The 22286-nt window shown below is 71.4% G+C and carries 22 protein-coding genes; 9 read left to right on the top strand and 13 right to left on the bottom strand.

Annotated features, from left to right (window positions below):
• Positions 1-419: 419 nt before the first annotated feature.
• Positions 420-1331: a LysR family transcriptional regulator gene (locus WMF34_RS00915; protein WP_197539364.1), complete on the top strand. Its 912-nt coding sequence runs from the start codon at positions 420-422 to the stop codon at positions 1329-1331.
• Positions 1332-1426: 95 nt separating this feature from the next.
• On the opposite strand, the gene ilvE is transcribed toward WMF34_RS00915, so the two are convergent.
• A complete protein-coding gene (gene ilvE, locus WMF34_RS00910; RefSeq protein WP_012232811.1) occupies positions 1427-2317 on the bottom strand; it encodes a branched-chain-amino-acid transaminase in 891 nt (296 codons plus the stop codon).
• Between the two features lie 5 nt (positions 2318-2322).
• Positions 2323-3036 carry an IclR family transcriptional regulator gene (locus WMF34_RS00905; protein WP_012232810.1) on the bottom strand — a complete coding sequence of 238 codons (714 nt, stop codon included), beginning with the start codon at positions 3034-3036 and terminating at the stop codon, positions 2323-2325.
• Positions 3037-3284: 248 nt separating this feature from the next.
• On the opposite strand from WMF34_RS00905, the gene WMF34_RS00900 reads away from it, so the two are divergent.
• From WMF34_RS00900 to WMF34_RS00890, 3 genes are all read left to right on the top strand, one after another.
• Entirely contained in the window at positions 3285-3977 is a 693-nt protein-coding gene (locus tag WMF34_RS00900) for an alpha/beta fold hydrolase (RefSeq protein ID WP_012232809.1), read from the top strand.
• Between the two features lie 189 nt (positions 3978-4166).
• Positions 4167-4574: a cupin domain-containing protein gene (locus WMF34_RS00895; RefSeq protein ID WP_012232808.1), complete on the top strand. Its 408-nt coding sequence runs from the start codon at positions 4167-4169 to the stop codon at positions 4572-4574.
• A gap of 177 nt (positions 4575-4751) precedes the next feature.
• Entirely contained in the window at positions 4752-5300 is a 549-nt protein-coding gene (locus WMF34_RS00890; RefSeq protein ID WP_437992108.1) for a hypothetical protein, read from the top strand.
• Between the two features lie 92 nt (positions 5301-5392).
• On the opposite strand, the gene WMF34_RS00885 is transcribed toward WMF34_RS00890, so the two are convergent.
• The 8 genes from WMF34_RS00885 to WMF34_RS00850 form a co-directional block, all read right to left on the bottom strand.
• A complete protein-coding gene (locus WMF34_RS00885) occupies positions 5393-6703 on the bottom strand; it encodes a hypothetical protein (protein WP_437992107.1) in 1311 nt (436 codons plus the stop codon).
• Positions 6703-7341 (bottom strand): peroxiredoxin, encoded by a 639-nt coding sequence (locus WMF34_RS00880; protein WP_012232805.1) that lies wholly within the window; start codon positions 7339-7341, stop codon positions 6703-6705. The genes WMF34_RS00885 and WMF34_RS00880 overlap by 1 nt, the downstream gene beginning before the upstream one ends.
• A gap of 156 nt (positions 7342-7497) precedes the next feature.
• A complete protein-coding gene (locus WMF34_RS00875; protein WP_437992106.1) occupies positions 7498-8820 on the bottom strand; it encodes a S41 family peptidase in 1323 nt (440 codons plus the stop codon).
• Positions 8821-9236: 416 nt separating this feature from the next.
• Positions 9237-10589, bottom strand: coding sequence for an LLM class flavin-dependent oxidoreductase (locus tag WMF34_RS00870; protein ID WP_012232803.1), 1353 nt, complete (start codon positions 10587-10589; stop codon positions 9237-9239).
• A complete protein-coding gene (locus WMF34_RS00865) occupies positions 10586-11374 on the bottom strand; it encodes an ABC transporter ATP-binding protein (protein ID WP_012232802.1) in 789 nt (262 codons plus the stop codon). The genes WMF34_RS00870 and WMF34_RS00865 overlap by 4 nt, the downstream gene beginning before the upstream one ends.
• Entirely contained in the window at positions 11350-12258 is a 909-nt protein-coding gene (locus tag WMF34_RS00860; RefSeq protein WP_012232801.1) for an ABC transporter permease, read from the bottom strand. The genes WMF34_RS00865 and WMF34_RS00860 overlap by 25 nt, the downstream gene beginning before the upstream one ends.
• Positions 12255-13319 carry an ABC transporter substrate-binding protein gene (locus WMF34_RS00855; RefSeq protein ID WP_437992105.1) on the bottom strand — a complete coding sequence of 355 codons (1065 nt, stop codon included), beginning with the start codon at positions 13317-13319 and terminating at the stop codon, positions 12255-12257. Before WMF34_RS00855 ends, WMF34_RS00860 begins: the two co-directional genes overlap by 4 nt.
• 406 nt (positions 13320-13725) lie before the next feature.
• The gene (locus WMF34_RS00850) at positions 13726-14652 is read right to left on the bottom strand and encodes a LysR family transcriptional regulator (RefSeq protein ID WP_437992104.1); all 927 of its coding nucleotides are present in this window, start codon (positions 14650-14652) and stop codon (positions 13726-13728) included.
• A gap of 234 nt (positions 14653-14886) precedes the next feature.
• On the opposite strand from WMF34_RS00850, the gene WMF34_RS00845 reads away from it, so the two are divergent.
• Positions 14887-15687: a dioxygenase family protein gene (locus WMF34_RS00845; protein WP_044967598.1), complete on the top strand. Its 801-nt coding sequence runs from the start codon at positions 14887-14889 to the stop codon at positions 15685-15687.
• A gap of 21 nt (positions 15688-15708) precedes the next feature.
• Positions 15709-16368: a YceI family protein gene (locus tag WMF34_RS00840; protein WP_012232797.1), complete on the top strand. Its 660-nt coding sequence runs from the start codon at positions 15709-15711 to the stop codon at positions 16366-16368.
• Here WMF34_RS00840 and WMF34_RS00835 read toward each other — a convergent pair.
• From WMF34_RS00835 to WMF34_RS00825, 3 genes are all read right to left on the bottom strand, one after another.
• A complete protein-coding gene (locus tag WMF34_RS00835; protein WP_437992103.1) occupies positions 16343-17077 on the bottom strand; it encodes a protein phosphatase 2C domain-containing protein in 735 nt (244 codons plus the stop codon). The genes WMF34_RS00840 and WMF34_RS00835 overlap by 26 nt on opposite strands.
• Positions 17078-17099: 22 nt before the next feature.
• Positions 17100-17378 (bottom strand): hypothetical protein, encoded by a 279-nt coding sequence (locus tag WMF34_RS00830; protein WP_437992102.1) that lies wholly within the window; start codon positions 17376-17378, stop codon positions 17100-17102.
• A 130-nt stretch (positions 17379-17508) separates the two neighbouring features.
• Positions 17509-18243, bottom strand: coding sequence for a hypothetical protein (locus WMF34_RS00825; RefSeq protein ID WP_437992101.1), 735 nt, complete (start codon positions 18241-18243; stop codon positions 17509-17511).
• 251 nt (positions 18244-18494) lie between these two features.
• Between WMF34_RS00825 and WMF34_RS00820 the strand changes: the two genes are divergently transcribed.
• The 3 genes from WMF34_RS00820 (at position 18495) to WMF34_RS00810 (ending at position 22208) form a co-directional block, all read left to right on the top strand.
• A complete protein-coding gene (locus tag WMF34_RS00820) occupies positions 18495-19754 on the top strand; it encodes an alpha/beta hydrolase family protein (protein WP_437992100.1) in 1260 nt (419 codons plus the stop codon).
• A gap of 227 nt (positions 19755-19981) precedes the next feature.
• Positions 19982-21406, top strand: a complete 1425-nt coding sequence (locus WMF34_RS00815; protein ID WP_012232791.1) for a M20 family metallopeptidase — start codon at positions 19982-19984, stop codon at positions 21404-21406.
• Positions 21407-21548: 142 nt separating this feature from the next.
• Positions 21549-22208, top strand: coding sequence for a lamin tail domain-containing protein (locus WMF34_RS00810; RefSeq protein ID WP_157906350.1), 660 nt, complete (start codon positions 21549-21551; stop codon positions 22206-22208).
• The last annotated feature ends 78 nt before the right edge of the window (positions 22209-22286 follow it).

The raw sequence follows: 22286 nt of genomic DNA, 5'->3' as shown, positions 1-22286 counted from the left end.
GACAAGCGCGCTCGGGCCGCTCCGCCTCGATACGACCCCTTGCGGGGATCGCGCCACAGGCGATCTCAGGCGGCGATTACTTAGCGGACCGGACCAGACATGGCAACGTTCACAGACGTTCGCAGCACAAATCTGACTTCTTAACGAACCTTTACAAACAAGACCACGAGACGACATTCCCCGGCGGATCGGCCTGCGGCATCGCCGGGTATCGCCATGACGGCGGGCGGAGCGGGCGCGAGGAGGAGCCGTGAGCCCGGCTCCGCGGGCGAGCTCGGGAGATCGAAGCGGGACATGGGCGGGGAGGCCGGCGGCATTCCCCCCACCGCTCTCGGTGAGGTCAGTGACCGTGCCGGCTCAATGGCCAACCTTTAGGTCGGCCGATGGCGCCCTTCCAACTCATTAGTAGCATGGGCCCCATGCATCCCGTGCATCTCGCTTCCATCGACCTGAACCTGCTCGTCGTCCTCGACGCCCTGCTGGCGGAGGGGAGCGTCACGCGCGCGGCGGCGCGCGTCGGGCTGAGCCAGTCGGCGATGAGCCACGCCCTCGGGCGCCTCCGCGTGTTGATCGACGATCCCGTCCTCGTGCGCACGCCGCGGGGGATGATCCCGACGCCGCGCGCGCAGGAGCTCATCGGCCCCATCCGCGAGGCCCTCGCCAAGATCGAGGCGACGGTCGCGCGCAGCCCTCGCTTCGAGCCCGCGACGGCGCGCCGCTCGTTCACCGTCGCCACGGTCGATTACGTGGAGCTCATCCTGCTGCCGCGGCTCGTGCAGAAGCTCGTCTCCGAGGCGCCCTTCATCGACCTCGTCGCGCGCCCCTACGACAGCGAGATGTGGAGCGCCATGGAGACAGGCAAGGTCGATCTCGCGATCGGCCTGCTCCCCGCCTTGCCCGCGGGGTTTTACCGGCAAAGGCTCATCGAGGAGCGCTACATGTGCGTCGTGCGGAGGAGCCACCCCGCGGTGCGGGGCAAGCTCACGCTCAAGACGTACACGAGCTTGCCGCACGCGCTCATCAGCCCGCGCGGCGAGGGCGGAGGCCGGGTGGACGAGGTCCTCGCCGAACGAGGGCTCTCGCGCCGCGTGGCGCTGCAGATCCCGCACTTTCTCGTGGCAGCCCACATCGTGGCCCAGACCGATCTCGTGCTGACCGTGCCGGCGCGCATCGCGCGCGTGTTCGCGGAGATGGAGGAGCTGCACGTCATGAAGCCGCCCGTGGAGCTCGGCGGGTTCTCGGTGGATCAGGTGTGGCACGAGCGGCACGCGAAGGACCCGGCGCACACCTGGCTGCGCGGCGTCTTCGCGGAGATCGCCCGCGACAGCTGACGCGCTCTCCCGCGCGGCGGCCAGGCCTCGCGGGAGCACGGGCGAGCCGACGTGCCGAGTAACGCAGAAATGAACCGGTTAACTCGGACTTCCGCTCAACCCGGGCCGCCGGGCGCGGTGATGAACGGGGCGCCCTCGGTCTCGGCGAGCTGCCGGTGGAGCGAGGTCAGGCGGGCCGTGACGGGGCCGCGCTCGCCGCGGCCGATGGTGCGCCCGTCGAGGCTCCTGACGGCGATCACGCCGGCGCCGGTGCCCGTCAGGAACGCCTCGTCGGCGGCGAAGAGGTCGAGCCGCCCGATCGAGCGCTCCACGACCGTGAGCCCGATGCCGCGCGCGAGCTCCATGACGGCCGCGCGGTTGATGCCCTCGAGGCACCCGTCGGTGGCCGGCGGCGTCGCGAGCACGTCGCCGCGGAGCGCGAACACGTTGGCCACGGTGGCCTCGGCCACGTGGCCCCGCGCGTTCAGGAGCAGCGCGTCGTCGGCGCCGCGCTGCCTCGCCTCGAGCTTCGCGAGCGCGGAGCCGAGGTAGTTCAGGCTCTTGATCCGCATGTCGAGCGCGTCCGCGTTGGGCCTCCTGTGGCTCGACGTGATGAGCTCGAGGCCGCGCCGCCGCTGCTCGTCGTCGAAGAGGCGGATGGCCCCCACGATGCAGAACAGCCCCGGCCGCTCGCAGGTCGTCGGGTCGACGCCGAGCGGGCCCACGCCGCGCGTCACCACGAGGCGCACGTAGGCCTCGGGCTGGCCGTGCGCGCGCGCCGTCTCCTCGACGACGGCGCGGAGCCCGTCGAGCGAGCGCGGGAGCGCGATGCCGAGCGCCCTCGCGCCGATCTCGAGCCGCGCGAGGTGGCGCTCGATCCGGAAGACGCGCCCCGCCGCGACGCGCATGCCCTCGAACACGCCGTCGCCGTAGAGCAACCCGTGATCGGTCACGTTCACGGTCGCGTCCGCAGCGTCGACGATCCGCCCATCGATCCATGTCTTCATGCCGTTCACCTCCTGCCCTCGCCCTGGAGGGCGCGCGCGACCCGCTCGGCGGCGTCGCGCGTGTGATTCACCGCGGCGTCACGACGATCGCCGCGCAGGCTCTGGGCGGCCGCGGCGCAGGCGACGCAGCCGTGCAGGCCGCCGCGCGCGAGCACCGGGGCCGCGATGACGGTGAGCCCGTCGATCCACGCGCCCTCGTTGACGTCGTAGCCGCGCTTCGCGGCGCGCCGCGCGGCGCGGAGCATGGCCGGGTCCGCGCCCGAGGCGCCCACGAGCTCCGGCGCGTGCGCGAGGTAGAGCCGGCCGCTCGCGGTGACGTCGACCGGCACCTCGGCCCCGACGGTGGGCGCCGCGCGCAGGAGGCCCGTGCCCTCGGCCTTGTCGAGCACGACGAGCCTGCCGGCGCGCGCGGCGACGAGGAAGAACGTCTCGCCGAAGGCGCGCGCCGCCCGCTCCAGCTCGGGCCTCGCGACGCGCGCGACCGCGTCGAGCCCCTGCGCCCCGAGCCCGAGCCGGATGAGGCCGACGCCGAGCCGGTAGCGCCCCTCCCCGTCCTGCTCCACCAGCGCGTGCGCGGCGAGCGACGCGAGCAGCCGGTGCAGCGTCGCCTTCGGCATGCGGAGCCGCTCCGCGAGCTCCGAGAGCGAAGCGCTGCCGCCGCCCTCGCCCAGCGCCTCGAGGGCGCGCACCGCCTTGTCGACCGTCCCGGATCGCTCCATGCTCGTTCCACTATTCGGAATGACGTTCCGATTATTGGTATACCTCCATCCAGGGCCGCGGTCGAGGGCGCGCCCCGGGCGCGGCGCGGCGCCGCGGGATCCTCGCGGGAGGGCGGGCGGAGGCGCGCGGGGCCGGCGGAGGCGCGGGGAGAGCGGGCTCGGCGCTGCGGGCGACGCGCGCTGGTGTCGCTCGAGGGGGTCGGATAGCGTCCTTCGGTCCCGCCGTGAGCTGCGGAGGAGAGGAGCACATGCGCAAGATCTCATCGGTCGTACTCGTCCACGGCGCCTGGCACAGCCCGTCCTGCTGGTCCCAGGTCGCGTGTCGGCTGCTCGCCAGCGGGCTCGACGTCCGGGTGCCAGAGCTGCGGAGCGTCGGGCCCGCCGCGGGCGGCCTCGCGGCGGACGCGGAGGTGGTGCGGGCGGCGCTGGCCGAGGCGCCCGGCGAGGCCGTCGTGGTCGCGCACTCCTACGGGGGATTGCCGGTCACGGAGGTGGCGGCCCGCGCGGGCAACGTCGCCCACCTCGTTTACCTGTGCGCGTTCATGCTCGGCCCGGGGGAATCGCTGCTCTCGGCGATCGGAGGCCAGGAGCCGCCGTGGTGGATCACCTCCACGGATGGCCGGACGATGCTGCCCGACCGCGCGCGCGACATCTTCTACAACGACTGCAGCGACGAGGTCGCAGCCGCCGCGGCAGCGGCGCTGCAGCCTCAGTCCAAGGCGTCCTTCTCGGAGCCGCTGGGGGCCGCGGCCTGGCAGGAGCTGCCCTCCACCTACGTGATCTGCGAGCGCGACAACGCCATTCCGGTGTTCGCGCAGGAGGCGATGTCGCAGCGCGCGAGGGACGTGCGGCGCCTCGACGCGGGCCACTCTCCGTTCCTGTCGCAGCCGGACGAGGTGGCCGCGCTCGTGCGCGACATCGTCGCGGCCGCTGCCGGCTGAGCCGACGCCGGCGCACCCCGACGTCGGGGCGGCCATCGCCCGCGCCTGGCCCCGCGGCCGCATCGACATTTCGGCTCGGCCAGCGAAACGGAGGCGGAGGGCTGCCGTATCCAGCGAGCAGGGTGGCCTGCCGCGACGGCCTGTCGCGATGGGCGGACCCGCGCCCGATGCCGCCTGGAGGATCAAGCCATGACTGTCCTGAACATCGCCTCGATCGAGAAGCTCAGCCTGCCCGGGCTCGCCCACCAGACCCTCGCCGGCCCTCGCGACGGCCTCCGGACGCTCGAGGTGTGGATGCAGACCATTGCGCCGGGCGCGCAAACGCCGCGTCACCGGCACGCATGTGAGGAGGTGATCGTCGTCCTCCGCGGTTCCGGGACATGCGAGATCGATGGAGTGGCCCTCACGTTCGGCCCGGGCTCGACGCTCATCGTGCCGGCGGGCGTCCCGCACCAGATCGCGAACACGGGTGAGGAAGAGATGCACGTCGTCGCCGCGCTCGGCGCGGCCCCGGTCACCGTGGAGACGCCTGCCGGCGAGCGCATCGAGCTGCCGTGGGATCAGCACCGCTTCGCTCGCAAAAAGTGCGAGATCTGACCTTCATGCCGCTGCGCAGGCCGAGCCAGGCCGCCCGCCGCGCTCCGGCGAGCTCGCCTGCCTCGCGCAACCGGGCGAGCGTGCAGTCTTGTTCTGCCCGGCCGCAGCCCCCTGCCCGCACCGGAGCCACACGCGGTGTCCTGGCTCGTGGCACAGCGGTTGCCATCCGGCGCTGGCATGAAACCGAACACGCTCTTCAAGGTCCTTGCGCTGGTCGCTAGCTTCCCGTTCGCCGCCGGCTGCGCTCTCGGTTCCGAGGAGGAAGCAGCGCCCGAGCAACAGTCGCTCGGCGCTTCGTCCGAGGCCGAGGGGATCTGGCTTTCCACGAGATACTCCTTCGGTCTCTGCGCCGGCGAGTGCATCACGACGGTGTCCCGCGACGGCGCGGAGCTAACGCTCACGGCCTGCACGCGCAACCAGGGCTGTCCCCGCTCGAACCTGGCGACGCTGACGGACGAAGGCGCGCGAAAGCTCGACGAGATCGAGGACGTGCTCTCGAGCGTCGCCCTCGACGACCGCTACGGCTGCCCTGACTGCGCCGACGGCGGCGCAACGTCGGTGCGCCTGCGCCGCGATGGTCTCGAGACGTCGCACAGCTATCAGTACGCCGACGCGCCAGCACCCCTGTCGGCGCTCGATCACCTGGTGGCCAACCTCCGGCTCGGCCTGGACTCCTGCACACCGGGACCGCTCCTGAAGCTCTCGTCGGGGTGCACGCCCAGGTGAACACGCTCGACCGGAGGCTCCGGGTCGGCTCGTCCGGGTGAGACCGCCTCCGCCGGAGCCGCGCCCGGCCAGCGCGGCCCGCCGGAGCGGCGCTACCCGTCGTCCGGCAGGTAGAGCTTCACGTCATCGAACTCGGCGGTGCCCTCGTAATAGTTGATGTGCGGATCACCGAAGAAGAAGTGATCCGGGTAGGCCGACCCCGCAGGCCAGGTCTCGAAGGTCTTGCCGAAATCGACGGTCTCGTTGGGGTGTTCCGCCTCGATCTCGTCGGGGCGCTGGTTGTAGTGCCACGTCACCGGCAGCTCGCGGAAATCCCTCCGCGCGGCGTACGTCGTGCGGCCGCCGTGGTGGAACCTGCCCGCCGCGGACATCGCATAACCCCGGCCGTCGCGCTCGACGGTGAACACGTAAGCCTCCCTGTCGAGGTACTTGTCCACGAAGATGGGGCCGTCCTTCCACCCGCCGGCGGTGTACGACGTGAACCCATTTCCGGTCCACGGGCTCCCGAACGCATCGCCGCGGAGCCAGATCATGCTCACATAACGTGATCCATCCTGCTCGGCCCGGCCGGTCGAGGGGTTCCAGACCTGCGACCAGGGGCCGTCCTCGCCGAAGTTGCTGTCCGTGTCCATCACGACCTTCCGGTGGTGATGGATGAAGACGTTGTTGTGAGGGGCCGGCCGCGGGTAATCGGTGATGCAGAGAAAGTAAACACCGTTATCGGATGTCGCCGACCGCGGCGCGGTGCTGCGATCGCTGAACCGCCACGGGTCGGCCAGCTCGTCCCCGTCGTAGCCGTTGGTCTTGCCCGCGTGCGTCCAGCTGCCCTCGCGCAGGCCGCCGAAGTCGATGTTCGAGACCGTCACCTCCACGCGGTACTGCGCGGGCAGCGGCGCGGTCGAGCGGAGGATCGCGCCGTCGTAATGGCGGGTGGAGACGAGCCTCGCCTTGCCGCCCGCCGCCTCGAAGCGGCCGCCCGTCTCGGGGACGCCGTCGCGGTCGCTGTCGCGGCCATACAGCTCGACCGTGAGCCAGCCGCCCTCGCCATACGTGAAGGACTTCCGGAACGATCGGAACCTCCGCAGCCCTTCCCGGAACACCTCGCCGCCCCGCGCGGAGAAGAACTCACCATCTTCGTCGAAGACATCGACGTGATAGGGGCTCTCGTCGCCATACCGATCCTCGGTCCACGCGGCGGGCTCCTGGAACGGCGCATCGAAGGTCTCGTGGTGGACGAGCTTCCAGCCGGCGCCGGCGGCCCGCGCCGCCGGCTTCGGCCCGCCGCCGCTCGCCCCGAGCGCCTCGGGCGCGGGCGCGCGCGAGCACGCCGCCGGCAACACGAGGGCGAGCGCGGCGAGGCGTCGCGCCGACGCCTCGCGCGCGCGGGCGGCGCCACGCCGCATCAGCGGTTGGGCTGCGGGGTGAGGCGCAGGTACGGGCGGACGGCGTTGTACCCCTTGGGGAACTTCTGCGCGAGGACGGCGGGGTCCTGGAGCGAGGGGACGATCACCACCTCATCGCCGTCCTTCCAGTTCGCGGGCGTCGCCACGGAGTGGCTGTCCGTGAGCTGGAGCGAGTCGATGAGGCGCAGGATCTCGTCGAAGTTGCGCCCCGTGCTCGCCGGGTACGTGAACGTCGCGCGGACCTTCTTGTTCGGATCGATGACGAACACCGAGCGCACCGTGAGCGTGTCGCTCGCCTGCGGGTGGATCATCCCGTAAAGGCCCGACACCTTCCGGTCCACGTCGGCGAGGATCGGGTAATTCAGCTTCGTGCGCTGCGTCTCCTCGATATCCACCGACCAGCGCTTGTGCGAGTCGACGTCGTCGACGCTGAGCGCGATGGGCTTCACGCCGCGCTTGTCGAACTCCGCCTTGAGGTTGGCGACCGCGCCGAGCTCGGTCGTGCACACCGGGGTGAAATCCTTCGGGTGCGAGAACAGGATCACCCACGAGCTCCCGGCCCACTCGTGGAATCGGATGGTCCCGTGCGTGGACTCTTGCTCGAAATCAGGCGCGATGCTTCCGAGTTGCAGGCTCATGACATTCCCTCCTGGCCGCGGCCCAGTCTCCGCTATGGCGGAGGAATCTCCGTCAAGCCGCTCAGCGTGTCAAGCCGGGAGCGGCGGTGTTTCGCGCCGGGACGCCGCCGGCGTGCTCGACCGCACGGCGCCGCGCCTGGCCGGCGCGGCGGCGCCTCAGAGCGCGCCGACCTCGCGCCGGAGGCCGCGCCACGGGATCTCCCGCGGCGGCGAGGCGCGGCGCTCGCCCGCCCCGTCCGGCTGCGCCGCGGTCGAGCACGCGCCGTGCTCCAGCAGGTGCAGGGCCTCGGCGAGGCACGTCTCGCCCGCGTCGCCGAGCTCTGCGCCGAGCGTGTCGTCGGCGGCGCAGTCGGGGGGGAGGCCATCGTAGAAATCGCCCTCTTCCTTGGCGTTGAGCACCCGGAACGCGATCGGGTGCACGACCATGTCGCAGTTGTCCCATCCGTACATGCCGACGGGTTTGCCGTGCGTGGTCGAGCCGACGATCTTCACGTCCATGTAGGCGCGCAGGCTGTTGATCAGCGACTCGCTCGCGGAGGCCGTCCCGCCGGACGTGATGACGACCAGCCGGGACAGGGGGAGCGGCGGCTGGTCGAGGTCGTCGAACGTCTCCCGCTTGTCCCAGTCGACGTGCCTGTCGTTGTGGGCGGTGATGTCGAGCAGCGCGCCGGCCTCCGCCGGCCGGTGGATCAGGCTCGCGAGGTGCCTCTCGACGGAGAGGCGCCCACCGCCGTTGTAGCGCAGATCGAGCACCAGCTCGTCGACCTGGCTCTCCCTGAACAGCGCGAAGGCGCTGTCGAGCTCGCTCACCGAAGGCTCGATGAAGGTGGTGAGCATGAGATATCCGACGGTCGCGGACCCTGTTTGCAGGACACGCGGGCTCACGACCGTGGTGATGCCATACCACGCCTTCCGGAGCGCGACCGTGAAGGCCTCGGCGTCCGCGCGCTCGATCGTCAGCGATATCTCGTACCCTTCCTCGTCGGGGCCCGCGAGCTCCTCCCAGAGGTCGTCGCTCACGACCTGCTCGACGTCGATGCCGTTGATCGCCACCACCGCGTCGCCCCGCCGGAGGCCCGCCTCTCCGGCGGGCGAGCCCGGCTGGATCAGCGCGAGCCGGAGGCTGCCCTCCTGGTCGAAGCTCCACCGCATGCCGAACCCGAGGGTCTGCCCTTCCCGGAAGAACGCGTCGTCGACGCTCTTGGTCGAGATGTAGCTCCAGCGGTCCCGCGGCTCGGTGACGAGATCCACGAGCAGCGCCTCGGGCGAGGGGTACGCTCGGTAGTCCAGGTCGGGTACGCCGTCGTACCAGAGATAGGCGTCCTTCATCAGCTCGAACAGGAACTGGTTATGTCCCTGCAGCGAGCAGTCTGCCTTTGGCTCCGCATCACCGTCCGAGGCGGTGCAGCCTCCCGTCGCGGCGGCGGCCAGCGCGAGGGTGCATGTGGAGAGGACCGCGACGAGCTTCGAGGCGACCATGCGCCTCAGCACACCACGAAACGGAAAGGGCGAGCAACGGGGTTGGGTTGGCGGTTCGACCCGACCGGGGTTGCGACCCGACCGGGGTTGGGTTTGCCGGCCTCCCGAGCGGGGTTGCAGGTCGATCCCCGACCGGGGTTGGGTTCAGGTTCACCGACCGGCGATCCCCGACCGGGGTTGGGTTCAGGTTCACCGACCGGGGTTGGATTCAGCGGCCGCGGTTCATTCCCCGACCGGGGCTTCGGTCAATTGTGAATTATCTCACTTTCCCACCGCGACCAGATCCCGACTGGGGTTGAGGTTTGCCCAGTCCATTCCCCGACCGAGGTTGAGGTTTGCCTGGTCCATTTCCCGACCGAGGTTGAGGTTTGCCTGGTCCATTTCCCGACCGAGTTTGAGGCTTACTGTAATCCGACTCACTCTGCCGCCGCGACCAGATCCCGACCCAGGTTGAGGTTTGCCGGCCTCGGCAGCCCATAGTTGTCCCGCAACGTCGTCCCCACATATTCCGTCCGGAACAGCCCGCGCTTCTGCAGGATCGGGACCACGTGCTCGACGAACGCCTCCAGCCCCGACGGCAGCACCGGCGGCATCACGTTGAAGCCATCGGCCGCCCCCTGCTCCCACCAGTGCTGGATCGCGTCCGCCACCTGCTCGGGCGCGCCAGCGAACGTCCGGTGGCCGCGGCCGCCGCCCAGCCGCCCGATCAGCTGGCGCACCGTCAGCCGCTCCCGCCGCGCCAGGCTCACGATCAGCGTGTACCGGCTCTTCGCCCCCTCGATCTGATCCTCGCTCGGAAGATCCCGCGGCAACTCCGCGTCGAGGTCGAGCTCCTCCGGCTTCACCCGCAGCGTCTGCGCGAGCTGGCGCTTCGCATACTCCGGCTTGATGAGCCGATCGAGCTCGGCGTCGAGCGCGTGCGCCTCGGCCTCCGTGGCGCCGATGACCGGCACGATCCCCGGCAAGATCTTGATCGACCCCGGATCGCGCCCCAGCGCGCGCGCACGCCCCTTCAGATCGACATAGAACCGCTGCGCGTCCTCCAGCGTCTGCTGCGCCGTGAACACCGCCTCCGCGTACCGCGCCGCCAGCTCCTTGCCGTCGTCCGACGAGCCGGCCTGCACGAGCAGCGGATACCCCTGCGGCGAGCGAGGCACGTTGAGCGCCCCCTCGACCTTGAAGTACCGCCCCACGTGCCGCGGCGGGTAAATCTTGCGGTCATCGCCCCAGACGCCGTTCTCCTTGTCGCCGAGCGGCGCGTCGTCGCCCCAGCTGTCCCACAGCTTCAGCGACACATCGATGAACTCCGCCGCCCGCGCGTACCGGTCGCTGTGTGCCGGCAGCTCATCCAGGTTGAAGTTGCGCGCCGCGTCCACACCCGCGGTCGTGACGATGTTCCAGCCCGCCCGACCCCCGCTGAGGTGGTCCAGCGAGGCGAACCGCCGGGCCAGGTTGAACGGCTCGTTGTACGTCGTCGAGGCGGTCGCGATCAGCCCGATGTGCTCGGTCACCCCGGCGAGCGCCGCGAGCAGCACCGTCGGCTCGAGCGTCCCGGCCGGCCTGCGGCCGACGTTGTTCCACAGCACCGGGCTGTCGGCGAGGAACACCGAGTCGAGCTTCCCCCGCTCCGCGATGCGGGCCAGGTTCTTGAAGTGCGCGACGCTCGTGTTCGCGAACGGATCGCTCTCGGGCAAGCGCCACGAGGCCTCGTGGTGGCCGACGCTCATGAGAAACGCGTTGAGATGCAGCTGTCCGGGTCGTTGGGTCACGGGGAACTCCGTTCCAGTTCAGGGTTCGCGTCAGGATCTCCGGCAGCGGCCGCGCCCGGCGCGACCCCCAGCGCCGAAAGCAGCGACTCGCGGTGGGCGAGGAACCGCGGATCGCGCAGCGGGCGCGGCGCCGGCAGATCGATCCGCCGCTCCTCGGCGATGCGGCCGCCCTCGAGCACCAGCACCCGATCGGCGAGCGCGATCGCCTCGTCGACGTCGTGGGTCACCAGCAGCACGGCCGGCCGGTGCCGCGCGCACAGCTCGCGCAGGAGGTCGTGCATGCGCGCGCGGGTCAGCGCGTCGAGCGCGCCGAACGGCTCGTCGGCCAGCACGAGCTCCGGATCGCGCACCAGCGACCGCGCCAGCGCCACCCGCTGCTGCTCGCCGCCGGACAGCTCGACGGGCCACGCGCGCTCCCGCCCGGCGAGCCCCACCTCCGCGAGCGCGTCCAGGCCGCGCTCCCGGGCCTGCGGCGCGTCGAGCCCCAGGATCACGTTGTCGAGCACCCGCGCCCACGGCAAGAGCCGCGTGTCCTGGAACACGACCGCTCTATTATCCGGCACGTGCAGCTCGCCCGAGCCGGTCACCTCGTCGTCCAGCTCGGCGATCGCCCGGAGCAGGGTGCTCTTGCCCGATCCGCTGCGGCCGAGCAGCGCGACGAACTCGCCCCGCTCGATCGTGAGATCGATCCCGTCGAGCACCACGCGGGCGCCGAAGCGGCGAACCAGGCCGCGGATCCGCACCGCGGGCGGGGCCGCCGTCAGCCGGCCAGGATGCGGCGCCATGACAGGGCCTTTCGCTCGATGAGCCGCACGGCCGAGTCGGAGGCCAGGCCGAACAGCCCGTACACGACGAGGCCAAGGAGGATGATCTCCGTCTGCCCGTACGAGCGCGCCAGCGACATCATGTAGCCGATGCCGCTCGTGGCGTTGATCTGCTCGACCACCACGAGCGCCAGCCACGCGCCGGTCACCGCCAGCCGCAGGCCCATCAGGAAGCCCGGAAGCGCCCCCGGCAACGCCACCTTCCGGATGAACTGCCACCGCGTCAGGCGGACCGTCTCGGCCAGCTCCACGTAGCGCGCGTCGATGGTGCGCAGCGCCGCGTGGGTGTGGACGTAGACCGGGATGACGACGCCGAGGGCGATGGTGAGCACCTTCATCTGCTCGCCGATGCCGAACCAGAGGATCAGCAGCGGGATGAGCGCCAGCGTCGGGATCGCGCGCTTGATCTGCACCGGCCCGTCGAGCAGCGCCTCGCCGACGCGCGTCAGCCCGGCGAGGAGCGCCAGCACCGTGCCCAGGCCGGCCCCGAGCGCGAGCCCCAGGAAGGCCCGCTGCGCCGACGTGAGCAGGTTGGACAGGAGCCGCCCGTCGGCGATCAGCTCGTGGGCCGTGGTCACCACGGTCCACGGCGCGGAGAGCACGCGCGCGTCGAGCGCGCCCGTCGCCGAGGCGGCGGCCCAGAGCGCGAGCAGCAGCGCCGGGCCAAGCGCGAGGCCGTACGGGATGCGCCGCCCCGGGCCCAGGCGGCGCCGCAAGCGGCGGCCAGACACGCGGCGGCCGGTCGGGGCGCCGGACGGCGCCGCGGAGACGTCCGCGGTCGCGGTGAGATCCGGGAAGCTGGCGAGGCGCGGCGAGCCGGCGCTCGTGGGCAGTGCGGTCGTCATGGAGTGCTCCTGTCGGCCGTCGCCGGCCGGTCCGTCGGTCCGGCGCCCTCGGCGGCGCCGGCCACCTCCGCTCCGATCGTCTGGAATCGGAGGTCGAAGATCGTCCTGGCCTCGAACCGCTTCTGGCCGGAGGCCTCGGCGAGCAAGTCGGCGGTCTCCTGGGTCAGCGCGATCGCCTCGGACCAGTCGCGCGGAACCTGCGGCTTGCCGGCGGCCTCGATAAGGAATCGCCCTTCCTTCGCCGAGAGGCCCTGATCCTTGACGTAGTACGCCTCGATCCACGCCTCCGGGTGCGCGTAGGCCCACAGCTGGGCCCTGGTCCGCCACTTCGCGTAGTCGACCAGCGCGGCCGCCTTGTGAGCGTCCTTGAGCGCCTCGGCGCGCACGTAAAGGAAGCCAAGGTTGTCGCGGACTCCATGCGCGATCGACGAGGCGCCCTCGGCGCGGTACTCGTTGAGATAACGCAGCAGGGTGACGCCGGACAGCGGCGCGACGTCGACCTGGCGGCTGGTGAGCGCCTCCTTGAACTCGGTGCTCCCGAGCTGGACGAGCGTCACGTCCTGTTGCGACAGCCCGGCCTTCTTCAGCACGCGCAGGACGAGCGCGCCCTGCGCCTGCCCCGGCGAATACGCGATCTTCTTGCCGCGGAGATCGCCGATGGACGCGACCTGCGCGCCCGGCGCGGTGGCCAGCTCGTAGATGGGCTTCTCCCGCACCTGCACCGTGAGGATCTTCACGTCGACCCCGGTGAAGGTGGCGTGGATGGGCGGCGTGTCGCCGACCGCGCCCGCGTCGAGCACCCCGGCGCGGAACGCCTCGATGGTCTGCGGTCCTCCGCTGATGTTCTGCCAGTCGACGCGGAACGGCAGCCTGTCGATGTCGCCGGAGAGCTGGAGTTGCTTCTGCACCGTCGGATCACCGATGCTGAGCCGCGTCTCGCGCGGGATCTCGGCCGGGATCGGGGCGTCCGGGGCCAGCGTGGCAGCGGCGCTCGCCTCGCCGTCGCGCTTGCACCCGGACGAGGCAATCAGCGCAGAAAGCGCGGAGAGCGCCGCGAACATCGCGAGTGAGCGAATCCTGTCGATGAACGAGCGCAGATGGACCTCGGTGCGCGGCTGGAAGCGGTGCCGTTTCGCGGATGCCCAGGCGCCGCCCCGCCCGCCGCCCAGCCGGCGGGGGAGAGGAGCGCTCGGGAGACGCCGGGACCGGCCTCGCGGAGCCGATGGCTCGCGGCCCGTCCTCGCGATCGTCTCGCCATGACCAGCAACGCCCATGCCGCCGTGCCGCTCGCCCGTGGACGGCGCCGTCCAGCGGCCCGCGCCCGCCATCGCGCGGCGCCCGCCGGCCGCGGGACGGCCGGGCCAGGGCCGCGCTGCTTCCCCAGCAACAGCCGGTGGTGATCCGCTGCTCCGGCGCGAGCACGGCCCGCCTCCCTCCGGCGGGGGCAGGCGCGGCGGGGGCGGCCCGCTACCGCGCCGCGGCGGGGGTTTCGCGCCGCCCCTGGACGCCGAACGCGTCGAGCAGGTAGTCGCGGAAGGCGCGGATCTTGGACGGCAGGAAGCGCGTGCCCGGGTGAACGAGGTACAGGGAGGCGGCGCCGTGGATCGCGTAGTCCTTGAGCACGGGCACGAGCCGCTTCGCGTCGAGGTCGCCCCGCACGTTGATCGCGGGGACCAGCGCGATCCCGCCCCCGGCCAGCGCCACCTCGCGGCAGAACGAGAAATCGGAGGCCGAGATCGCCGCGCGCACCCGGAGCTCCGCGCGATCGCGGCCGTCGCGCGCGCGCGCCGACAGCGCGATCGTCGCGTGCCCGCGCGCGGTCTGGGCGAGCAGCAGCCGGTGCCCCTCGAGGTCCTCCGGGCGGCGCACCGCCCCGTGCTTGCGGAGGTAGGAGGGCGCCGCGAACAGGCCGACCTCGATGTGCTGCAGCTTGTGGGCGATGAGCGACGAGTCCGGGAGGATCGAGGTCGCGCGCAGGGCCACGTCGACCTGGTGGGCGTCGAAGTCGAGGAGCGCCTCGGTGAGCAGAAGCTCCAGCGAGATCTCGGGGAAGCGCTCCGCGAAGCCGGCCGAGAGCGGCGCCAGGATGCTCAGCCCGAGATCGAACGGCGCCGTCACGCGCAGGTGCCCGCGCGGCCTCGAGCGCGCCTGCTGCACCGCCACGTTCGCGTCCTCCAGCAGCTCGAGCGCCCGGCCGACGCGCATCCGGTAGGCGAGCCCGTCCTCGGTCGCCTGCACGAGCCGCGGGCTGCGGCGGAGCAGCTCCACCCCGAGCGCGTGCTCCAGGCGCGTGATGCGGCGGCTGACGCTCCCCTTCGTCTCGCCCAGCGTCCTCGCGGCCGCCGTGATCGATCCGAGGTCGACCACCAGGCAGAAGGCCCGCAAATCGCTCACATTCGCGTCGATCGTTTCCGTTTCGACAACCTGGCGTTTCATTGCAGGGTCATTGTACCACTACCGGAAACGACCTAGGGTGGGCTCATCATGGATCGCCGGGCTGCATTGAGGCTCCTCCTTGCCGCGGGCGGGGCCGTACCGATCGCCGGCGGCTGCGGGCGCTCGACGTCGACCGCGCCCGGCGCGGCTCCGGCCTCGAGCTCCACGTCCACCGCGGCCGAGAGAGGTTCGATGTCCGACACCCAGCACAAGGCGCGCGAGGGGCGCATGCCGGCCCTGTTCCTCGCGCACGGCTCTCCCTTCCTGCTCGACGATCGCGCGTGGGTCGCCGAGCTCGCCGCCTGGGCGCAGGCGGTGCCGCGCCCCACGGCGATCCTCATGATCTCGGCCCACTGGGTGGACGCGCCGGTCACGCTCGGCGCCACCGAGACCGTGCCCCTCGTCTACGACTTCTACAACTTCCCCGAGAAGTACTATGAGGTGACGTACCCCGCGCCCGGCGCCCCCGCGCTCGCGCGGCGCGTCCGGGAGCTGCTGGGCCCGCTGGGTCCGGTCGCCGAGGCTCCTCGCCGCGGGCTCGACCACGGCGCCTATGTGCCGCTCCTCTGCATGTACCCGGGCGCGGACGTCCCGGTGCTCCAGATCTCTTTGCCGACGCTCTCTCCAGCTCCGCTCCTCGAGATGGGGCGAGCGCTCGCGCCGCTCCGCGACGAGGGGGTGTTGATCGTCGGCAGCGGTTTCTTGACCCATAACCTCCGCGCGGCAGACTGGCGCGGAGATGCGGTCGCGCAGCCCTGGGCCACGGAGTTCGACGCGTGGTGCGCCGAGGTGCTCTCGCAGCGCGACGTGGGCGCGCTCATCGAGTACCGCGCCCGCGCGCCGGGCGTGCGGATGGCGCTCCCGACCCACGAGCATTTCGTGCCGGTCGTCGCCGCCATGGGGGCGTCGATCGACGTGAGCGAGCCGGTGCAGTTCCCCATCACGGGGCTCACCTATGGCTCGTTCACGAGACGTTCTGTGCAGTTTGGCTGACCAATAAGGAGATTGTCTCTCATGTTCACCGCTCGTTTCGCTCGCATCGCCCTCCCCGCCGCGCTCTTGCTCTCGCTCGCGGGGTGCGAAGATCCGACCAAGGACAAGCCCAAGGCGACCATCTCGACCGCCGCGCCCGCGCAGACCCAGGCCGCCGCCGCGCCCGCGGGCCCCGCCGAGGCGCTGCCCCTCGACGCGGCCGCCTCGACCATCGGCTTCGTCGGCTCGAAGGTCACGGGCAAACACGAGGGCAAATTCGAGAAGATCTCGGGCTCGATCACGCTCGCCGGCGGCAAGGCCGCGGGCGGCAAGCTCACCGTCGAGGCCGACGCGTCGTCGGTGAAGACCGACGCCGAGAAGCTCGACGGCCACCTCAAGTCGCCGGACTTCTTCGACGTCGAGAAGTACCCGAAGGCGACGTTCACCTCGACCGAGATCAAGGCCGGCGGCGAGAAGGGCGCGACGCACACCATCACGGGCGAGCTCGATCTGCACGGCGTGAAGAAGACGATCACCTTCCCGGCGACCATCACCGAGGGCGCCGATGCCGTGTCGGGCAGCGCGGAGTTCGTGATCAACCGCAAGGACTTCGGCATCGTCTATCCGGGCAAGCAGGACGATCTGATCCGCGACGACGTGCTGCTGAAGCTCTCGCTCAAGGCGCCCCGCAAGCAGGGCTGAGCGCCGTCAGCTCGATCGGTCCGTCGGGCGTGACGAGGAGCGCGCCCGAGTCCCCCACGCTGGCGCCCCAGAGCTCGCCTCGGCTGACCTGGACCACGACGACGGTCGTCTCACCACATCTGCGCTCGGCTTCCAGCTCACGGCCGAGCAGGCTGAGGCGATCGCACCAGCCGTCCGGGTCGAGCTCCATCTCGGCGCCGAGCGCCGCCATCGCGCTCGTCGCCGAGCGGGCGGCGGCCGCGCCGCCCGACAGCCCGCCCGCCCCGTCGGCGATGGCCACGGTCCACCGATCGCCACGGCAGCTCAGCTCGAGGCGGTCCTCGTTCGCGCTACCTGCCACGCGGCGTGACCAGAAGCGCATCCATCCAGAAGAAGGTTCGAGCCGCTCCCACTCGCCGCCGCGCTCCGAGAGCGTGATCTCCATCGCGTGAACAACATTGTCCCGGAACCAGAGGGCCGCGCCCTCGCCAAGGCCGCATTTCGAGCAACCGCTTTCAACGAACCCGGGCACTGTGACGAGTCCGCCCACGTTCTCGCCATCATCGCTGAGCGGCGCCGGGCGCCCAGGCGGATCGAACCAACAAATTCGGTCACCGAGCCTGTACTCGTGATGCCAGCAGTAGCCGTACCGGTACTGGACGCGCCACTCCTGGAAATGTCCACAGCTGGGGCAGCCCGCTCGGGCGATGACGATGTCGAACAGTCCCATGACGCTTAGTTTGGCTAACTGATCACGGATGTCTCTGCACCAGCATCGCCGCGTGGGCGAAGGCCACGAGCACCAGCGCGAACAGGTGCACGACGCCAAAACGCTCCAGATTCCGCTCGAGCCCGCCGAAGGCCCTCCGGACCACGAAGAAGGCCACCGCTACGACCACGTAGACCCCGCCGACGCGGCCAGCCGGGATTCGCAGGAGAGAGCCGGCGCCGAACACGGTGAGGGCGAGGCCGGACAGCAGGAGCACGCTGAGCCAGGGATCGCGCCCGCGGGTGAGCAGGATCGCGGGCATGGAGTGTGCGCTGTGCATCGCGTTCCCCGATGTGTCTACCGATCCTGGCGTTCAGCCGCGGACGCCGGATCGGGCATGGTGAGGGAGGGCGCCGTCGTCTGCGACGGCTCGTCGGGCGGCGTCACCAGTGTCACGCCGGCTCCTGTCCTCGCAGGCGAAATTCTTCGTCTATGCGGGCCTGGAGTAGTTTTTTGGCGCCGTCACGAAGCGGCTCACCATGAGCGCTGATGAGATGGCGAAACGGCAGATCGGCCAGGCGGCGAAAATCTGAAATATCGGGGGCGCACGCCTCTCGCCAGGTCGCGGGGATGTTCGCCGCGCCGATCAACCCTTGGGCGACGAACAGCGCGCCCGTTTCTTCGGAGAAGAAGGGATCGACGTGTGACCAGTTCTGGACGGCATCACACGTAATGAGGATTCCGCCCTCCCGCGGGAGTAAGACGGCGGCTTCAGGGAACCGCGCCGTCGTGAACACGAATACGATGCCCCCGTGAGCCGGGAACGGGCCCCCTTCAGCGAGCGCTCGGTCGGCAGGTCGGCCGTCGGCCGCCACGGCCTCGGGAAGCGCCCACAGGGTGGCGCCATAGCGGTCGCGATAGAAAGGATCGTCTCGACCGTGGAATGCACCGAGCCGCACGATGTGGCGGACCTGGCCGAGGGCGTCGAGCTGGCGCAACCCTTCCTCGGTCAGGCGCACGGTGTTCACGAGCGTGAGCTCTCGGTCCTGTCGGAGCACGGTCATCGTGCGGCTCGTCTGGAGATTGATCCCGGCGTGGTGAGTTTTGTTCGTACCCAAGACATAAAAGACCTCTGGGAATGCGTCCTGAACCTCGCCATGCGGCCATGCGGGGCTGTGCTCGAACATCTGAAATGTCTCCATGCGGTCGCGGAGCCGCGGCTCCTCGAGAGTGGCCTCGCCTCGTACCGCCGTCGCTGGTCTGCCTGACGCGTCGCCCACTGGGTCGCCGCCACACCTCCTGAACTGCCCGCATGGTGCCGATACTACAGGGGTCTGCGGTTTCTATCAGGCGGATCTTCGCGTCTGCCGAGCCCGATCGAGCGCCACGATCGTGCTCGCCGCGCCGGTCTCGGCCAGGCCGTGAGAACGATGCGCGCATGTTCCACAGCGACGTCTCTCGACACGCCCTCTGCCTGCTCGCAGCCCTCTCCGCCTCCACGCTCCTCGCCGGCTGCGCCGATGACGAGGCCTTGCCGCCGCACGAAGGCGATCCGGTCTGCTCCGGCTGGGGCGACGAGGCGCCTGCCGACGGCGTCCTCGAGCTGCCCCGCCCGACCGGCCCGCACCCGGTCGGCACGCAGATCCGCGCCCTCACCGACAGCGCACGTGGAGAAGAGGCGACGGAAGATCCCGACGATCGCCGGGAGCTCATGGTGCAGCTCTTCTACCCGGCCGATCCCTGCGGCACAGGGCAGCTCGCGCCGTACCTGTCGCCGGAGGAAGGCGACAGCCGGCGCACGACCGGCGGCCTCCCGGCCGAGGACGGCTTCGAGGCGCGCATCCTCACGCACGCGCGCGTGGGCGTGCCGGTCGCCGAGGACGGCGCGCCCCACCCGGTGCTCCTCTTCTCGCACGGGTTCGGGATGCTCCGCGCCGACTACACGAGCCTCCTCGAGGACCTGGCGAGCCACGGCTTCGTGGTGGCCGCCATCAGCCACACCTACGACACCGAGCTCACGGTGTTCCCCGACGGCCGCGCCGTGCCCTTCGGCTCGGTCGTCCTGACGCCGGCGATGGACGCGTCGGAGGAGGAGATCGAGGCCTTCACTCAGGCGATGGGCGAGCACGTCGGGGTCTGGGCCGACGACGCGCTCTTCGTGCTCGACGAGCTCACGGCCGCCGCGCAGGACGACCCGGGCGGCCTGCTCACGGGCCGGCTCGATCTCGAGCGGCTCGGCGTGCTCGGCCACTCCTACGGCGGCGCGATGGCCGCCGAGGTATGCGCCCGCGACGACCGCTTCGACGCCGGCCTCGACATCGACGGCAGGCTCTTCGGGCCGCAGGACGGCGCCGGCAGGGGCCTCGCGCAGCCCTTCTTCATCATGCTCGCGGCGGACCACCCCGACGATCCGAGCATCGACGAGACCTACGACGCGCTGAACGGCCAGGGCTACCGGGCGCGGGTCGAAGACACCGCCCACCTCACGTTCTCGGACCTGCCGATCGTCGTCGAGCACTTCCTCGGCGAAGGCGCCCTCCCGGAGCTGCTCGGCACGCTCGAGCCGGCCCGCGCGGTCGAGATCACGAACGCGTACACGCGCGCCTTCGTCCAGGCGCACGTGCGCGGCGAAGCGGCGCCGCTGCTCGACGGTCCCTCACCGGAGTACCCGGAAGTGACCTTCGAGAAGCGGCCCTGACGCGGGGCGAGCCCGCTGAGCCCGCCCGTCCATGCGCTGAGCCCGCCCGTCCACGCGCCGCGCCCGCCCGCCGGCCTCACGCCCGCCCGCCGGCCTCGCGCTCCTCGCCTCGGCGCTCTGGAACGCCGAAGATGTCAACCCCCCATGTCCGCGGTACACCCACGTCGTGGGCGCTGTAGAGTCGATCCCCGGAGATCGCCGCCGTCCTCAAGCCCCTGGAGAGGTTCATGCTGACGAAGCTCAACGAGCGTGAAGCCGTCGCGTCTTGCGATCGCTGCTGGGAGCACGAGATCGTCCCCGCGCTGCACGACTACATCCGCATCCCCAACAAGTCGCCCGCCTTCGACCCTGCCTGGCGCGAGAACGGCCACATGGACAGGGCGGCGTCGCTCATCGCGGCCTGGTGCGAGGCGCAGCCGATCCCCGGGCTCACGGTGGAGGTGGTGCGCATCGGGAACCGCACGCCGGTGATCCTGATGGAGGTGCCGGGCACGCGCGACGACACGGTGCTCCTCTACGGGCACCTCGACAAGCAGCCCGAGATGACGGGGTGGCGCGAGGGGCTCGGCCCCTGGGAGCCGGTGCGCGAGGGCGACAAGCTCTACGGCCGCGGCGGCGCCGACGACGGCTACTCGGCCTTCGCGTCGCTCGCGGCGCTGCGCCTGCTGCACGAGCAGGGGATCCCGCACGCGCGCTGCGTGATCCTCATCGAGGGCTGCGAGGAGAGCGGCAGCCCGGACCTGCCGGCCTACATCGACGCGCTCGCGGGGCGCATCGGCAAGCCGAGCCTCGTCGTGTGCCTCGACTCCGGCTGCGGCAACTACGACCAGCTCTGGACCACGACGTCGCTCCGCGGGCTGCTCCAGGGCACGCTCGACGTGAACATCCTGCGCGAGGGCGTCCACTCGGGCGTGGGCAGCGGCGTGGTGCCCTCGAGCTTCCGGATCCTGCGGCAGCTCCTGTCGCGCATCGAGGACGAGCGGACCGGGCGCGTCCTCGTGGACGCGCTGCACGTGCAGATCCCCGAGGAGCGCGCGGCGCAGGCGCGGGCCGCGGCCGACGTGCTGGGCGCGTCGGTCGTGTGCGAGCTGCCATGGGTGAAGGGCGCGTGCCCCGTGACCGGCGACACGGCGGAGCTCCTCCTGAACCGCACCTGGCGCCCCGCGCTCTCGGTGACGGGCGCCGACGGCCTGCCCCCCATCGCCGCCGCGGGCAACGTGCTGCGCCCGTTCACGAGGGCGAAGCTCTCGATGCGCCTGCCGCCGCGCCTCGACCCGAGGAAGGCGGCGGCGGCCCTGAAGGACGCGCTGGAGAGGGACCCGCCGTACGGCGCGGAGGTCCGGTTCCACGTGAGCGAGCCGTCGGCCGGATGGGACGCGCCGGCGACGGCGCCCTGGCTCGAAGCGGCGGTGCGCAAGGCGTCGAAGACGTTCTTCGACCGGCCGGCGATGGGGATCGGCGAGGGCGGGACGATCCCGTTCATGGCGATGCTGGGAGAGAAGTTCCCGGAGGCGCAGTTCCTGATCACCGGCGTGCTCGGGCCGCAATCGAACGCGCACGGCCCGAACGAGTTCCTGCACCTCGGCATGGGGAAGAAGCTGACCTGCTGCGTGGCGAGCGTGATCGCGGACCACGCGGCGCGGGCGCGCTGAGGGGCGCGGCGGCGCGCTTTGTGGACGCGCGCGCGTCCACGGCGGGGGCGGGCGCGACCGGGAGCCCGCGCGCGCCGCCCGTCGACACACGGTTGACACACCGCCGGGATCGCCGTGTGCTGGGGCCGAGGAGAACATCGTGATGGCACAATTTCGATATGCCGCGCTCTGCCTCGCTGCGCTCTGCGCGGGAGGCTGCGGTTCGAGCGACGAGCCCGGAGACACGGGCACGCCGGGCACGGGCGGCGCGGGCGCGACCACCACGTCTCAGAGCTCGAGCTCGAGCTCGAGCGGCGCAGGCGGCGACCAAGGGGGAACGGGCGGCGGGACCGCGACGACGACCGTCGTGGTGAACGAGATCTCGGCCAAGGACGGCGACTGGATCGAGCTCGGCAACCCGGGCCCGGGCTCCGCCGACCTCGGCGGGCTCGGCCTGTGCGACTCCGGCGACAGCGGGGAGTGCAACACGGCCGACGCGCTCAGGTTCCCCGAAGGCACGCAGCTCGCCCCGGGCGCGTACCTGCTCATCGTCGGCGACCAGCTGCCCGAGGACGGCCCTGGGCCCCACACCGCGTGCCTGCCGGACGGCGGCCCGAGCAGCTGCTTCTATGCGACCTGGAAGGTGAGCGCCTCCAGAGGCGAGACCGTCTACCTCATCTCCGAGAGCGACCAGGTGCTCGCCGAGCTCAAGTACCCGATCGAGGCCGCAGCAGATGGGGAGACGTGGGGCAGGTTGCCCGACCTGACCGGCGAGGGCGCCGCCACGGCGCCGACCCCCGGGGCGGCGAACGCGGCCCCCTGACGCCCAGCGGAGGCGCGGCCCCCCGGCGCTCCGGCTGGGCCGCGGCTCCCTCCCGGGCGCCCGTCGGCCGTCGACGGC

The organism is Sorangium sp. So ce145 (assembly GCF_051525985.1).
Lineage (GTDB): Bacteria > Myxococcota_A > Polyangia > Polyangiales > Polyangiaceae > Sorangium > Sorangium cellulosum_B.
This window is presented reverse-complemented; position numbering and strand designations above follow the sequence as displayed.

What these genes read in the sequence shown, in the direction of transcription:
- WMF34_RS00915 (WP_197539364.1), top strand. Translation starts at nt 420, where the DNA reads ATGCATCCCGTGCATCTCGCTTCCATCGACCTGAACCTGCTCGTCGTC.
- ilvE (WP_012232811.1), bottom strand. Translation starts at nt 2,317, where the DNA reads ATGAAGACATGGATCGATGGGCGGATCGTCGACGCTGCGGACGCGACC.
- WMF34_RS00905 (WP_012232810.1), bottom strand. Translation starts at nt 3,036, where the DNA reads ATGGAGCGATCCGGGACGGTCGACAAGGCGGTGCGCGCCCTCGAGGCG.
- WMF34_RS00900 (WP_012232809.1), top strand. Translation starts at nt 3,285, where the DNA reads ATGCGCAAGATCTCATCGGTCGTACTCGTCCACGGCGCCTGGCACAGC.
- WMF34_RS00895 (WP_012232808.1), top strand. Translation starts at nt 4,167, where the DNA reads ATGACTGTCCTGAACATCGCCTCGATCGAGAAGCTCAGCCTGCCCGGG.
- WMF34_RS00890 (WP_437992108.1), top strand. Translation starts at nt 4,752, where the DNA reads ATGAAACCGAACACGCTCTTCAAGGTCCTTGCGCTGGTCGCTAGCTTC.
- WMF34_RS00885 (WP_437992107.1), bottom strand. Translation starts at nt 6,703, where the DNA reads ATGCGGCGTGGCGCCGCCCGCGCGCGCGAGGCGTCGGCGCGACGCCTC.
- WMF34_RS00880 (WP_012232805.1), bottom strand. Translation starts at nt 7,341, where the DNA reads ATGAGCCTGCAACTCGGAAGCATCGCGCCTGATTTCGAGCAAGAGTCC.
- WMF34_RS00875 (WP_437992106.1), bottom strand. Translation starts at nt 8,820, where the DNA reads ATGGTCGCCTCGAAGCTCGTCGCGGTCCTCTCCACATGCACCCTCGCG.
- WMF34_RS00865 (WP_012232802.1), bottom strand. Translation starts at nt 11,374, where the DNA reads ATGGCGCCGCATCCTGGCCGGCTGACGGCGGCCCCGCCCGCGGTGCGG.
- WMF34_RS00860 (WP_012232801.1), bottom strand. Translation starts at nt 12,258, where the DNA reads ATGACGACCGCACTGCCCACGAGCGCCGGCTCGCCGCGCCTCGCCAGC.
- WMF34_RS00855 (WP_437992105.1), bottom strand. Translation starts at nt 13,319, where the DNA reads ATGTTCGCGGCGCTCTCCGCGCTTTCTGCGCTGATTGCCTCGTCCGGG.
- WMF34_RS00845 (WP_044967598.1), top strand. Translation starts at nt 14,887, where the DNA reads ATGTCCGACACCCAGCACAAGGCGCGCGAGGGGCGCATGCCGGCCCTG.
- WMF34_RS00840 (WP_012232797.1), top strand. Translation starts at nt 15,709, where the DNA reads ATGTTCACCGCTCGTTTCGCTCGCATCGCCCTCCCCGCCGCGCTCTTG.
- WMF34_RS00835 (WP_437992103.1), bottom strand. Translation starts at nt 17,077, where the DNA reads ATGGGACTGTTCGACATCGTCATCGCCCGAGCGGGCTGCCCCAGCTGT.
- WMF34_RS00830 (WP_437992102.1), bottom strand. Translation starts at nt 17,378, where the DNA reads ATGCCCGCGATCCTGCTCACCCGCGGGCGCGATCCCTGGCTCAGCGTG.
- WMF34_RS00825 (WP_437992101.1), bottom strand. Translation starts at nt 18,243, where the DNA reads ATGTTCGAGCACAGCCCCGCATGGCCGCATGGCGAGGTTCAGGACGCA.
- WMF34_RS00820 (WP_437992100.1), top strand. Translation starts at nt 18,495, where the DNA reads ATGTTCCACAGCGACGTCTCTCGACACGCCCTCTGCCTGCTCGCAGCC.
- WMF34_RS00815 (WP_012232791.1), top strand. Translation starts at nt 19,982, where the DNA reads ATGCTGACGAAGCTCAACGAGCGTGAAGCCGTCGCGTCTTGCGATCGC.
- WMF34_RS00810 (WP_157906350.1), top strand. Translation starts at nt 21,549, where the DNA reads ATGGCACAATTTCGATATGCCGCGCTCTGCCTCGCTGCGCTCTGCGCG.